Source organism: Nocardiopsis ansamitocini, from assembly GCF_030268225.1.
GTDB classification, from domain to species: Bacteria; Actinomycetota; Actinomycetes; order Streptosporangiales; family Streptosporangiaceae; genus Nocardiopsis_D; species Nocardiopsis_D ansamitocini.
In genome coordinates, this window is record NZ_BSQG01000010.1 from 42,348 (window position 1) to 54,956 (window position 12,609).

General features: G+C 71.6%; 13 protein-coding genes. 5 read left to right on the forward strand and 8 right to left on the reverse strand.

From position 1 onward, the window contains the following. Positions 1 to 163: 163 nt before the first annotated feature. Positions 164 to 2,155, forward strand: a complete 1,992-nt coding sequence (locus QSJ59_RS21060; RefSeq protein WP_285761461.1) for a hypothetical protein — start codon at positions 164 to 166, stop codon at positions 2,153 to 2,155. A gap of 92 nt (positions 2,156 to 2,247) precedes the next feature. On the opposite strand, the gene QSJ59_RS21065 is transcribed toward QSJ59_RS21060, so the two are convergent. Together QSJ59_RS21065 and QSJ59_RS21070 are read right to left on the reverse strand one after the other, a co-directional pair. Beyond that, positions 2,248 to 2,526 carry a hypothetical protein gene (locus tag QSJ59_RS21065; protein WP_285761462.1) on the reverse strand — a complete coding sequence of 93 codons (279 nt, stop codon included), beginning with the start codon at positions 2,524 to 2,526 and terminating at the stop codon, positions 2,248 to 2,250. Positions 2,527 to 2,703: 177 nt separating this feature from the next. Beyond that, positions 2,704 to 3,585 carry a LysR substrate-binding domain-containing protein gene (locus QSJ59_RS21070; protein WP_285761463.1) on the reverse strand — a complete coding sequence of 294 codons (882 nt, stop codon included), beginning with the start codon at positions 3,583 to 3,585 and terminating at the stop codon, positions 2,704 to 2,706. Between the two features lie 71 nt (positions 3,586 to 3,656). Between QSJ59_RS21070 and QSJ59_RS21075 the strand changes: the two genes are divergently transcribed. From QSJ59_RS21075 to QSJ59_RS21090, 4 genes are all read left to right on the forward strand, one after another. Then, complete coding sequence (locus QSJ59_RS21075) at positions 3,657 to 4,862, forward strand: thiolase family protein (protein ID WP_285761464.1); 1,206 nt, start codon at positions 3,657 to 3,659, stop codon at positions 4,860 to 4,862. After that, positions 4,859 to 5,554 carry a 3-oxoacid CoA-transferase subunit A gene (locus QSJ59_RS21080; protein WP_285761465.1) on the forward strand — a complete coding sequence of 232 codons (696 nt, stop codon included), beginning with the start codon at positions 4,859 to 4,861 and terminating at the stop codon, positions 5,552 to 5,554. Before QSJ59_RS21075 ends, QSJ59_RS21080 begins: the two co-directional genes overlap by 4 nt. A gap of 35 nt (positions 5,555 to 5,589) precedes the next feature. Beyond that, positions 5,590 to 6,246, forward strand: a complete 657-nt coding sequence (locus QSJ59_RS21085) for a CoA-transferase (RefSeq protein ID WP_285761466.1) — start codon at positions 5,590 to 5,592, stop codon at positions 6,244 to 6,246. 558 nt (positions 6,247 to 6,804) lie between these two features. Beyond that, complete coding sequence (locus QSJ59_RS21090; protein ID WP_285761467.1) at positions 6,805 to 7,527, forward strand: IclR family transcriptional regulator; 723 nt, start codon at positions 6,805 to 6,807, stop codon at positions 7,525 to 7,527. Positions 7,528 to 7,570: 43 nt separating this feature from the next. Here the strand turns inward: QSJ59_RS21090 and QSJ59_RS21095 are convergent, their stop codons facing one another. Genes QSJ59_RS21095 through QSJ59_RS21120 form a run of 6 tightly spaced genes read right to left on the reverse strand, consistent with a single transcriptional unit; the run spans position 7,571 to position 12,609 of the window. Next, positions 7,571 to 8,209 carry a flavin reductase family protein gene (locus QSJ59_RS21095; RefSeq protein WP_285761468.1) on the reverse strand — a complete coding sequence of 213 codons (639 nt, stop codon included), beginning with the start codon at positions 8,207 to 8,209 and terminating at the stop codon, positions 7,571 to 7,573. Beyond that, a complete protein-coding gene (locus tag QSJ59_RS21100) occupies positions 8,202 to 9,287 on the reverse strand; it encodes an ABC transporter substrate-binding protein (RefSeq protein WP_285761469.1) in 1,086 nt (361 codons plus the stop codon). Before QSJ59_RS21100 ends, QSJ59_RS21095 begins: the two co-directional genes overlap by 8 nt. A 23-nt stretch (positions 9,288 to 9,310) precedes the next feature. Continuing rightward, on the reverse strand, positions 9,311 to 10,177 hold the full coding sequence (locus tag QSJ59_RS21105) for an ABC transporter permease (protein ID WP_285761470.1): 867 nt from the start codon (positions 10,175 to 10,177) through the stop codon (positions 9,311 to 9,313). Continuing rightward, positions 10,174 to 10,944: an ABC transporter ATP-binding protein gene (locus QSJ59_RS21110; protein ID WP_285761471.1), complete on the reverse strand. Its 771-nt coding sequence runs from the start codon at positions 10,942 to 10,944 to the stop codon at positions 10,174 to 10,176. Before QSJ59_RS21110 ends, QSJ59_RS21105 begins: the two co-directional genes overlap by 4 nt. Then, positions 10,937 to 11,689 carry an HpcH/HpaI aldolase family protein gene (locus QSJ59_RS21115; RefSeq protein ID WP_285761472.1) on the reverse strand — a complete coding sequence of 251 codons (753 nt, stop codon included), beginning with the start codon at positions 11,687 to 11,689 and terminating at the stop codon, positions 10,937 to 10,939. Before QSJ59_RS21115 ends, QSJ59_RS21110 begins: the two co-directional genes overlap by 8 nt. Then, positions 11,686 to 12,609 (reverse strand): cupin domain-containing protein, encoded by a 924-nt coding sequence (locus QSJ59_RS21120; protein WP_285761473.1) that lies wholly within the window; start codon positions 12,607 to 12,609, stop codon positions 11,686 to 11,688. The genes QSJ59_RS21115 and QSJ59_RS21120 overlap by 4 nt, the downstream gene beginning before the upstream one ends.

Below are 12,609 nucleotides of genomic sequence, written 5' to 3' on the forward strand. Positions count from 1 at the left end.
CCCGAGGGAATGCGCACGGTCCGGGCCGAGGACGCCGGCCCAGAGGGCACTCCCGGTGACGGAGCCCTCCCCGATCCGTCGGAATCGACACGCGCCCCTGCTCCCCCGGGCCGCGAAGTCCCGCACCAGCGAGGTTGTCCCACCCGCCCGGTAGGTTCGCCCCATGTCGGACCGCACTCTCATCCTCGGCACCCTCCGCACGGCACCGGGCGTGCTCCTCATCGAGCCCGGCCCTCACCTGGTCATGCAGGACGAGGTGCACACCCTGGCGAAGGAGGAGCGCGAGCGGCGCGGCCTGCCCCCCTCCCACCCCTACGTCGGCTGGCACACCCAGGCCAACGGCTTCGGCCGCGGCGGCACCCTCGTCCGCCCCCAGCGCGTCTTCTTCGGCGGCGACCGCGCCGTCGTCGCCCGCGCCCTGTCGCTCCTGGAGCCGCACGGCTTCGCCGTCCTGGGCGGGCGCAGCGACACCGAGTCGTTCGTACTGCACCGCGACGCCTCCCCCGAGCGGGTCGATCACACGCTCGCCGACGCATGGCGCACCCGCCTGGCGGTCCTCGGCGACGACCGGTCGGGGCCGGCCCCCTTGCGCGACGGCGAGGAGGCGCTCCTGCACGCCCTCGTCGCACACCCCGGGATGCGCGAGCTCCTCGCCCCAGCGGTCCGGGCCCTGCGCATCCGGTCGGCGCTGACCCCCGCCGACCTCGACACCACGCTGTCCCCCGACGGCGTGGACGCCCTCGGCGCCGAGGCATCCCCCGTGGTCGCCCACGCCCTGGCGGCGGACCACCCCGGGGCGCGCCGGGCCGCCGCCGCACTGGCCGGGCAGGGCCGCGCCGACTCCCGCGTCCTCACCGCCTGGGACGACACCGCCGAAGCGGTGCGGGCCGCCCGGGCCTCGGCCCTGGCCGGACGCGAGGCCACCACCTACCTCGACCTGGTCGAGGCCGACGGCGGGGACCCCGTGGCCGCTGCCGTCGCACTCGCCGAGGACATCAGAACGCACGGCGGCGAGGACTCCGGCGCACGCGTCGCGGAGGTCGCCCTGCGCCTGGTCGGCCGCTACGGCGCGAGCGGCCGGGACAACGCCCTGCGCGCGCTCCGCGACGAGCGGGTGCCGTCCTGGCTCCGTGTCGTCATCGCCGACCGCTGGACCCGGAGCCCCGTGACCGTGGACGGTCTGCGCGCCGACCACTCCCACCCCCTGCGCCCCGGCCTTGCGACGGCGCCCGGGGCCGTGGCGACCGCGGCCGCCTGGCCCGACGCCGTCGACGAGGTGCGCGCGTCGGCCGGACTGCCCCCGAGCCCCGGATTCGATCTCGCGCACGGACCCGACCGCAACGCGGCGATCGAGCTGCGCGAGACCGTCGTCGCCCGGCACCTGGACGGCCTGCGGGCGGCGCTGGCGCGCGAGGACCTCGACGAGCCCGCCCTCGCGGTCCTGCTCGAACTGCTCTCGGGCGCAAACGCCCTGCGCCCGCAGGACCTCGCCCCGTTCGCGCGCACCTGGCGCAAGCGCCTCTTCGTCAAGCCGACCCCTTACACGGACGCCCCGCCTGCGCTCGTGGTGTACACGGCGGCCCTCGCCGGGGTGGACGCCCCCGCAGCGGGGAAGGTCGTCGACGCCGTGCTGCGCGACAAGCGCCAGTGGTCGCTGCCCGTGCGCCTAATGGTGCACGGGGCCGTCGGCCGGGGCCGGGAGGAGGACCTGGCCACGGAGGCCGAACTCGTCGCCCCGGCCCACGGCGGCGGAAAGGGCTCGGGCGCCGCCCGGCACGCCCTGTGCCTGGTGCGCGCGAGGCTGCGGGGCATCACTGTGGTGGAGGCCGCCTGCGCGTCGCTGCTGGAGGCGCCCGAGCAGCCGCCGTACGTGCGGCGCGGGTTCGCCACCGTCGCCGTCTCCCTGGCGGAAGGCGGAACGGGCCTGTGGGAGCACCGTTTCCGGGAGCGTTCCGGACGCGCCCTGGAGGCCGCGCTGCGCGTCGCGGGCGACGCGACCCTGCCGGAGGAAGCGCGCCGCCGGGTGCTGCGGCTCGCCGACGAGACGACCGTCCTGGACCGCCCCGAGCACACCCGGCCGGTCAGGGTGCACGCCGACGAGGTGGAGCGGCTGCGCGCGGCACGCGAGGAGGTCCGGGCCCGGCTCGTCACGTGACCCCGGCCGGACCGCCCGCGGGCACGCCCCCGGTGGGGCCACCGCTCGACGTCGCGGTCCTGGAACACGGCACGCTCAGGGCCGGGGCTTGCTCACGGAATGAAAACGCTGGTCCCGAACTCGAACACCCCCTGGCCACCGGGCTCGACCTCACCGACCAGGATTCCGTGGCAGTTGCGTCCGCTGAAGACGATGGCCGTTTCGTCGGTCTGGTTCCGGACGCTCAACGGCCACATGTCGCTGCTGTAGCACCCGCTGGGGTTGGTGATGGAGGTGGGGCCGAGCGTGAGCGTGCCGTTCGCGGCGGAGGCGGGGACGGCGTGGGCCAGAACCAGTCCGGCGGTCGCAAGAACGGTGACGATGCTTTTCACAGCACTCCAATGACAGAGAGTAACGATCCGGCGTCCTGATTCCACCAGCCCGCCCACCGGATACCGCACCCACCACGCCCATCAAAACTATTTTGACCTGGGGAAATGCCAGATCTGTCCCCGCGTGCGCGACCTGTGCCAGGGGTTGCGCCCGGTGCGCCTGTCCGGGTGCGGTACTCACACCGCTGTTCGAATGATCTCCACGGTGCGCGCCAGGTGGGGCTCAAAGCGGTCCGGGCGGTGGGCGACGGCAAGTTCCACCCGTGCGTCGGCCCCGGCCAGCGGCCGGTAGACGACGCCGTCGAGTGCCAGCGCCGCCACGGGTTCGGGCACGACCGCCACGCCGAGGCCGCCGGCCACGAGGGTCACCAGCGTCGAGGTCTCGCCGACCTCGTGGCGGATGCGCGGCTCGACGCCGCCGTCGCGCAGGAGGCCCAGCACGATGTCGTACATCACCGACCGGCGGTCGGCGGAGTGCACGATCAGATCGACACCGGCGAGGTCCGCGGCGCGCAGGCGTTTGCGGCGCGCCAGGCGGTGGTCGACCGGCAGGGCGACGACGAGCCGGTCCCGGCGCAGGGTGTGCACGACGAGGGAGGGGCCGACCGCCGGGGGGCGCAGCAGCGCGACATCGATCGTCCCGGTCCGCAACGCCTCGACCTGGTCGGGCGCCAGCATGTCGCCGCGGAAGGAGAAGTCGACGCCGGGGAGTTGCGCCGAAAGCCGACGGGAGAGCGTGGGCAGGAGGCTGTATGTCGCCGAACCCACGCATCCGAGCGCCAGATGGCCCACCGAGCCGGAGGCGACGCGACGCGCGTGGTGGGTGGCCTCGTCGACGTCGGCGAGAATCGCGCGCGCCCGCTCCAGGTAGGCCCGGCCGGCCTCGGTGAGGCCGACGCGGCGTGTCGTGCGACGGAGCAGCTCGACACCGAGTTCGGCTTCGAGTTGACGGATCTGCTGGGAGAGCGGCGGCTGGGCCATGTGGAGCCGCTCGGCGGCCCGACCGAAGTGGCATTCCTCCGCCACCGCCACGAAGTACCGAAGATGACGCAGATCCATATTTCGTCCATATCAATAGGCGTGGATATGCATACTTCAAGATATCGCGGCCAGGGATTACCGTCGCTGATATGAGTGCTTTCCTGTACGCCGCGACGCGGACGCCGTTCGGTCGCTTCAACGGCGCGCTGGCCGGTGTCCGCCCCGACGACCTCGCCGCAGCCGCGATCACCTCGACGCTTGCCAAAGTGCCGGGGCTCGACCCCGCCGCGATCGACGATGTGGTGTGGGGCAACGCGAACGGCGCCGGGGAGGACAACCGCAACGTCGGCCGCATGGCGGCGCTGCTCGCCGGACTACCGGTGAGCGTGCCGGGTACCACGGTCAATCGGCTGTGCGGCTCCAGCCTCGACGCGGCGATGACGGCCAGCCGCACGATCGAGTCCGGCGACGCCGAGGTGGTGCTGGCCGGCGGCGTGGAGTCGATGACGCGGGCGCCGTGGGTGTTGCCCAAGCCGGCGAAACCGTTCCCGGCCGGTGACCTCACCGCGGTGTCGACCACGCTCGGCTGGCGTCTGGTCAACCCGCGGATGCCGAAGGAGTGGACGGTCAGCCTCGGCGAGGCCAACGAGCAACTCCAGGAGCGCTTCGGGATCTCCCGGGAACGACAGGACGTGTTCGCCGCCCGCTCCCACCGGTTGGCCGACCAGGCATGGGAATCAGGTTTCTACGACGACCTCGTGGCACCGGTCCAGGGGGTCGACCTGGACCGGGACGAGGGCATCCGGACCGGATCCACGCCGGAGGTACTGGCCACCCTCAAGCCGGTGTTTCGCGCACCGGAGCAGGGCGGCACCATCACCGCGGGCAACGCCAGCCCCCTCAACGACGGCGCCTCCGCGATGCTGCTGGGCAGCGAGAAGGCCGCGGCCGGGATCGGGGCCGACCCGCTCGCCCGCATCGCCGGGCGCGGGGTGATGGCGCTGGACCCGCAGGGCTTCGGTTATGCCCCGGTCGAGGCCGCCAACCGTGCGCTGGCGCGGGCCGGGATCGGCTGGGACCAGGTGGGCGCGGTCGAACTCAACGAGGCCTTCGCCGTGCAGGCGCTCGCCTGCCTCGACGGGTGGAGGATCGACCCCGCCATCGTCAACCAGAAGGGCGGCGCCATCGCGATCGGACACCCGCTGGGTGCCTCCGGCGGTCGCCTCCTCGCCACCCTGGCCAAGGTGCTGCGTGAGACGAAGCAGCGCTACGGCCTCGCAGCCATTTGCATCGGGGTCGGCCAGGGACTGGCCGTCGTCCTGGAGAACTGCGACGTTGCGGAGCGGGTCCGATGAGCCGGGCAGAGATCGTCGGGAGCACCGATGCGGCAGTGTCCGGGATCGAGGACGGGGCCACCGTCCTCGTCGGCGGCTTCGGCCTGGCGGGTATGCCGTTCGACCTGATCGAAGCGCTCATCCGCCAGGGCGCGAAGGACCTCACCATCGTGTCCAACAACGCCGGCAACGGCGACGTCGGGCTCGCCGCGCTGCTGGCGGCCGGCCAGGTGCGCAAAGTCCTCTGCTCCTTTCCCCGCCAGGCCGATTCCTGGGTCTTCGACGGTCTCTACCGTGCGGGAAGGATCGAACTGGAGGTGGTGCCGCAGGGCAACCTCGCCGAGCGGATGCGCGCGGCCGGGGCCGGCATCGGCGCCTTCTACTGCCCGACGGCGGTCGGCACACCACTGGCCGAAGGCAAGGAGGAGCGCGAGATCGACGGTCGGAAATACCTGCTGGAGTACCCCATCAAAGGCGATTACGCGCTGATCGGCGCGCACAGGGCGGATACGTTGGGCAACCTCACCTATCGCAAGACCGCCCGCAACTTCGGACCGGTCATGGCCACGGCCGCGACGACGACCATCGTCCAGGTCGACGAGGTCGTCGAGGCCGGAAAGCTCGCCCCCGAAGCCGTCGTCACCCCGTCCATCTACGTCGACCGGGTCGTGCAGGTGCAGACCCGTCGCTACACCGTCCAGGGGGCACGATGACCGCGTCGGGCAACCCGCCTCACGTCGGGGCACCGATGAGCATCGACCATCGCCTGTCGATGGACGAACTGGCCGCCGTCATCGCACGCGACATTCCGGCCGGCGCCTTCGTCAACCTCGGGATCGGGCAGCCCACCAAGATCGCCGACCACCTGCCGATCGGCTCCGGGGTGGTGCTGCACACCGAGAACGGCATGCTCAACATGGGGCCGAAGGCCGAGGGCGACGCCGTCGACCCCGACCTGACCAACGCCGGCAAGGTCCCGGTGACCGAGCTGCCCGGATCGGCGTACTTCCACCAGGCCGACTCCTTCGCGATGATGCGCGGCGGGCACCTCGACATCTGTGTCCTCGGCGCCTACCAGGTGGCCTTCAACGGCGACCTCGCCAACTGGCACACGGGCCGACCCGACGACGTTCCCGCCGTCGGCGGTGCCATGGACCTCGCCATCGGCGCCAAGGACGTCTACGTGATGATGCCCCTTCTCACCCGTTCCGGTGAGGCGAAACTCGTAGCGCGGTGCACCTATCCGCTGACCGGGGTCGGCTGCGTCAGCCGTGTCTACACCGACCACGGCGTCTTCGACGTCGGCCCCGAGGGCATCCGTATCCGGGAGACGTACGGGGTCGGCGCCAGCGAACTCGCGGAACGGCTCGACATCGCGCTCTGCGACGCCCCGCTCCACGACTGATCCGGGCCCCTGCGGGCCGGCCACGACCAGAAGCACCGGCCCGTTCGGGAACCGGTCGGGGCAGGAACACGAGCGTCGAATCGGCAACCGCGGGCGCATCACCCCGCGCATGGGCGAACCCTTCGGCGCAAGAGTCCAGGACCGAGGGAACCGGGCCCGCCGAAGGCGTCGCCGCGACTTTGGCCGGGCCCGTGCGCGGTTGCCCCGCCGACGCCTGGTGAGGCCCGCCCGAGCCGCTTTTGCCCGGCTCCTGCACCGGCCGGCCACCCGCACGGTACGGGCGCGCGTCGATCGACGGCATCCGCCGGCGTGTGCGGGTGGGGCCCGGCCGATCCGCGATCGGCGCCCCTGCCGGCTGGGGCGCCCCCCGCCAGAGGCGCCGGGTCCTCACCCCCCGCTTTTTTGTGGCCGTCGGCTCCCGACCGGCCCTGCTCGGGGCTGAGAAGGTGGGACTTCGGTCCTTCCGGGCACCGGTTTCGCCCCTTCGAGGGTCGACACGCGGGGTACGATGTGGTCGCCATATGAACAAGCGGAACACATCGAGTCAAGGGGCTCCGGGTGGACATCCAAGCGGTAGACCGGGTGGGAATGATCCTCGCACTGTTCGGCCCGCATCGCGAAGCGGTGACCTCATCGGAAGCCGCCGACCTCATCGGGCTCAATCGCACGACGACCTACCGCTATCTGACGTCCCTGGTCAACGCCAATGTGCTCGCCCTGCGCGACGACCGCACGTATGCCCCGGGACCGACGCTCGTACAGCTCGGCGCCTTCGCCCTCGGCCGCCGCGACATCCTGCGCCTCGCCGTGGAGCCCATGCAGACCCTGGCCCGCGACACCGAGATCACGGCGGTGCTGTCGCTCTGGGGCGCTTCGTCACCGGTCGTCGCGCACGTCGAGGAACCTCCGCGCCGTGAGATCGTCGTCTCCGTGCGGGTGGGGATGCAGCTGTCGACCGCCGCCGCCCAGACCGGCGTCTTCCACACGTTCATGTCCGACGCCCCCAGCGTGGCACGGGCCGCGCGACAGCTCCCGACCGAGGAGCGCGAACGGATCGGGCGGCTGGTGCGCGAGACGGCCGAGCGCGGCTATGCCGCGCAGGTCAGTACCCGGGGCATCGCCGTGCTCGCCACCCCTGTGTGGGACGAGCACGGCCTCGCTGCTTCACTCGCGCTGCTGAGCACCCGCGACGTACTCGACGTCCACGCCGAGAGTTCCGAGCTGGCGGCGCTGCGAAACGCGGCGACGACGATCTCCCGGTCGCTCGGCGCCCCCGAGTGAGCCGGTCCCGGCCGCCGCTTGCCGGTCAGGTGCCTTCGGCGGGCTACGGCGCCTGCGCGGCTCCGCCCGGCTCAACGCTCCCGAACCGTTCGACGCTCCCGAGCCGTCCGTAGGTCGGTCCGGCCAGGCGCGCCGCCGGGTCGATCGCCGTGGTGTCGATCTTGAGGCCGTCCAGGGCCGACGAGAGCACGTGGAACCGCACGATCTCGCCCACCGTGAACTGCGCGCCGGCCCGGCCGAACTCCACCACGCGCGCCAGCCGGCACTCCAGGCTCACCCGCGCGGCGGCCAATCGGGGCACGCCCACCACGTCGCTCGGCACCGTTTCGAGGCCGAGGAGCTCGGCCTCGTCGACGTCCGGGGGATGCACGTCCCCCGACCGGTGGACGTCCGTCCACTGCTCCCAGCCGGGAATGTTCACGACGTACTCGCCCCGCTCGGCGATGTTGCGGGCCGTGTCCTTGAACGCGCCGGAACGCCGGCCGATGTTGATCCCGACCATGGGCGGCTCGTTGGACACCATCGTGAAGGCACTGAACGGTGCCAGGTTCGCCGCCCCGTCCCGGCCCACCGACGTCACCCAGGCGATGGGGCGGGGGACGACGCATCCGGTGAGCAGCCGGTAGTTCTCCTGCGCGCTCAGGCCCTCGGGGTCGATCGCCGTCATCTCGTCGTCAGGCATGATCGGCGGCTTCCTGGCGGACGGCGTCGCGGTCGAAGTCGTTGATGTCCTCGATCAGCGTGTCGTCGTACAGGTCGGCGGGGTCCACGGGCTCGGTCAGCTCGCCCGCTTCGAGCAGGAAGTCCACGGTCGCCTGCAGGGCCTGCGGGTCGACCGCCCCGTAGGGGTCGTCGTCGGCGCCCAGGTTGGCCAGTCGCGCTTCGAGGACGGAAACCGACGACGCCACGGCGACGTCGTCCTCAAGCCCGGAGGGCCGCGCCTCGGGATAGGCGTCGAACAGCAGTTTGATCGCGGCCTCGGGGTTGGCCTCGCTGAAGACGACGCCCTTCGCGACCGCGCGACCGAGCTTGACGTACAGCTCACGGTCCTCCTCCAGGTCGCCGGCCCGGGCCGCGAGTCCGCCGCTCGTGAGGTTCTCGGCCCCCGGCACCTCGATCTCGCGCAGTTCGATGCCCTGGTTCTCAAGGACCTGGAACGACGTGTCCAGCAATGCGATCGCGTCGACCTGGCCGTTCTCCACCGCCGCGGCCTGCTGGCCTCCCGTCCCAATCGCGACGAACGTCACCGAGTCCTCCGGGATCCCGGCCTCGCGCAGACCAGCCTTCGCCTGCGTCACCGAGGCGCTCGCGAGGCTGATCGCCCCGACCGTCTTGCCCTTGAGGTCCTCGATCGAGGTGATGTCGCTGTCGGCGGGGACTCTCAGGCCGTAGATGTTGTCCTTGTAGTAGGACATGAAGTAGGTCAGGTCGAGGTTCTTGCCGGGCTGGCGTCCGAGGATCACCGGTTCGGGGCTGACGGCCCCGGTCGCGACCTGCCCGGTCGCGATCTGCTGGGCCTGGGTCGTCGCGGAGTCGGTCAGGATGACCTCGACGTCCAGGCCCTCGTCCTCGAAGTAGCCCATCTCCTCGGAGACCGCGATCGAGGCGATCCCCGCGTTCCAGGTCGGTGTCGCGAGCGTCATGGAGACCTGCTGGGCACCGTCGCCGCTCCCCGACCCGCCGCAGGCCGCGAGCGGGAGGGTGATGGCCAGGACCGCGCCACCCTGTAGAACCTTACGAAAAGCGTGTGTGATGGGCATGAGTTCTCTTTCGGTTCGAAGCATTACTTGCCGGTGGAGCGGGCCCGGTTCTCCTCGGACCAGAACGCGAGCCGCCGCCCCCCGAAGACGACCGCGTAGTGCAGGACGAGGCCGATGACCGACAGCACGACGAGAGCCGCGAACATCGTGGCCACGTCCAGTGAGGTGTTGCTGGCGATGATCAGGTAGCCGAGTCCGGCCTGGGAGCCCACGAACTCCGCGACGATGGCGCCGATGACCGAGAGCACGACCGCCACGTCCAGGCCGGCGACGATGCTGGGGACGGCCGTGGGCAGGCGCAGCCGGGTGAGGACCTGTAGACGCGTCGCCCCGAAGGAACGCATCATGTTGATCTGGTCGCTGCTGGTGGAGTTGAAGCCAAGCGTGGCGTTGACCAGGATCGGGAAGAACGCGATCAGCGCCGTCGTGAGGATCTTCGACTCCATGCCGAAGCCGAACCAGACGAGGAACAACGGCGCGAGCGCCACCTTCGGCACGGTCTGCAGCACCACCACGATCGGCAAGACGATCTTCTCCGCGAGCCGCGAAGAGCTCACCCACACGGCGACGAGCAGCCCGGAGACCGCGGCGATACAGAACCCGTAGATGATCTCCTGGAGCGTGACCCAGGTGTGGCGCAGGAACGGCCCGTGGGTGAAGCCCTCGACGAGTGCCTGGACGATCCGGGTGGGCGCGGGGAACAAGATCTCCGAGACCTCGAACGTGCGTACCGTCACCTCCCAGACGATCAGCAGGGCGAGCACCGTGGTGCTGGACAGCAACCAGCCGGGCAGGTCGGAGAGCCGGCGGCGCCTCTCGGTGCCGCCCGCCTCGCGGCGGACGGTCAGGGTCCGCCCGGCCGGCGGGGAATCCAGCGGTGGGGTGGTCATGGGGTGGTCACCACTTCGGCCTTGTCGAGAACGGTTCTGATGCGACGCGCGTACTCGCCGAACTCGGCGGTGCTCACGACGTCGAGGGTGCGGGGGCGCGGCAGGTCGATGTCGACGACGTCGCCGATGCGCCCCGGACGGGGGGTCATCACGACGACGCGGTCGGAGAGGAGCACCGCCTCGGAGATGCTGTGGGTGATGAACACGACGGTCTTGCGGTCCCGCTCCCAGATGTCCAGCAGGTCCATCGTCAGCTGGTCGCGGGTCATCGCGTCGAGTGCGCCGAACGGTTCGTCCATGAGCAGGATCCGCGGGTCGTGCAGGAGGGCCCGGGCGATTCCGACGCGCTGCTGCATCCCGCCCGACAACTCGTAGGGGTAGCTGGCGGCGAAGTCGGACAGTCCGAGCATCGCGAGGAGCTCGTGGGCCCGGTCCTCGTCGCGCCGCCGTTGCGAACGCCCTTGCAGCGTCGAGGGGACGAGCACGTTGTCCAGGACGGTGTTCCACGGCAGCAGCAGCGGCTGCTGGAACACCATCCCGGTCATCGCCGACTCGCTGCGCGCTTCGGCCCGGTACTCGATACTGCCCTCGGTCAGCGGCTCCAGGCCCATGATGAGTTTGAGCAGCGTGCTCTTGCCGCATCCGCTCGGCCCGACGATGGAGACGAACTCCCCGTCGGCGATGTCGAGGTGGAAGTCCTCGACCGCCACCGTCCCACCGCGGTAGTGCTTCTTGGCGTGGATGAAGCTCATGACCGGTTCATGCATGGAGCGGCGCCTTTCCTGTGTGGTCCTCGTGTGCCCGCATACGCTCGACGGCACCTGCGGCCGCGTCCGCGAGCAGTGTCGTGTCGGCGGCGCCGACGAAGAAGTCCAACGCCAGTTCGCGGGCGCGTGCGGCGCCGTCAGGGCCGCCGGCCGCTCCCGCGGCGATCCCGTGCGCCCGGGCAGCGGCGGCGACGACGGCGTCTGCGTCGGCGACGACACGGCGGGCGTCGAGCGTGAGGTCCGCTGCCCCGAGGAGGAGTCCGGTGATCCCCTCGACTGCGGCGATGTCCTCGACGGCTTCCAACGCGGCGAGCGACTCGATCTGGGCGATCACCTCGACCGGCCGGGCCAGGTAGTCGGCTCGCGGGCGCCGCCCCCATGCCCCGGCGCGCGACGTCGCACCTGAACCGCGCCGCCCCTCGGGGGCGAACCGCGTCGCGGACACGATCGCGGCGGCGGCTGCGGGACCGTCGACGTGGGGGACGACGATCCCGTCGGCGCCCGCGTCCAGGACGCGTTGGACGAAGGACGCCCCCTGGTCGGGGATCCGCACGAGGGTGCGCAGGCCGTGGGCCTGGCCGACGGCGATGTGCCGGGCGATCGCCGATAGGTCCAGCATCGTGTGCTCGGCGTCGATGACGATCACTTCGATCCCGGCGTGGGCGAGGATGGTGGTGGACTCCCAGGAGTCGAGCTTGACCCAGGCGGCCCACCACGTGCCGTCGGACCTGCGTGCCCAGCTCACTGGAGTTCCTCTCGTCGCGGGGCCGGATAGTCCTCGGCGTTGAGGACCCAGCCGGGTCGGCGCGAGAAGTCATCGCGCGGTCCGGCGAAGATGTCGATCATGCGGTTCTCGCCCGCCCCGACCGCCTCGCTCGTGTGGACCAGCGGCGGCGGGATGACGGTCAGCGACGGCCCGCCGATCCGGTGGTGCTCGTCGGCGCGCCAGGCGGTGCGGTCGTTTCCCCACGCGCGTCGGATGTGGTGGACGTACTCGCCGGCGTCGACGAAGCTCAACTGCTCGAAGTCGTCGTGGGTGTGGGGGGACAGCGTGCGCGGGTCCCGGGGGCCGACGCGCGGGTACAGCACGTTCGCCATCGCGTGGCGGCTGCGGAAGATGCGCCCCATGCGTCCTTCCTGCGGGGCGATGTCCTCGATTGCCTCGTAGACGCGGATCGCGGCGTCGCCGGCAGGAGCGGGCCACGGGGTGGCGCGAACGCTGAGTCCGAGGCCGTCGGCGTAGGCGTCGGCGTTGAGCGCCCGGTCGAGCACGTCGGATGTCGCCGTCGTGTGCAGGCGCAGCAGCCGCAGTGCCCCCTCGACCTCGTAGCGCCAGGGGCCCGGCCGGACCGTCGCGATGCTCGTCGGTGCGACGGTGACCGCCTCACCCTGCGCCGTGCGCAGCGTGAGGCGGCCCGCGGACGGCAGGACCACGAGCATCGTCTCGTCGGTGTCCTCGCGGTCGAGGACGTCGCCGTCGGCGTGTTCGGCGTAGACGACGGCGACGTTGGCGGCCCGTACCGTCCACAGGCGTCCGCCGTGTCCCGTGGTCTCGGTGGGAGCCAGCTCGTCGAAGGCGAAGTACTGCGGGTCGAGCGCGGCGTCGGCGTCGGGCTCGGTCGAGGCGGCCAGTTGGCTGCGCGGGTCACTCGCGAGATAGGCCAT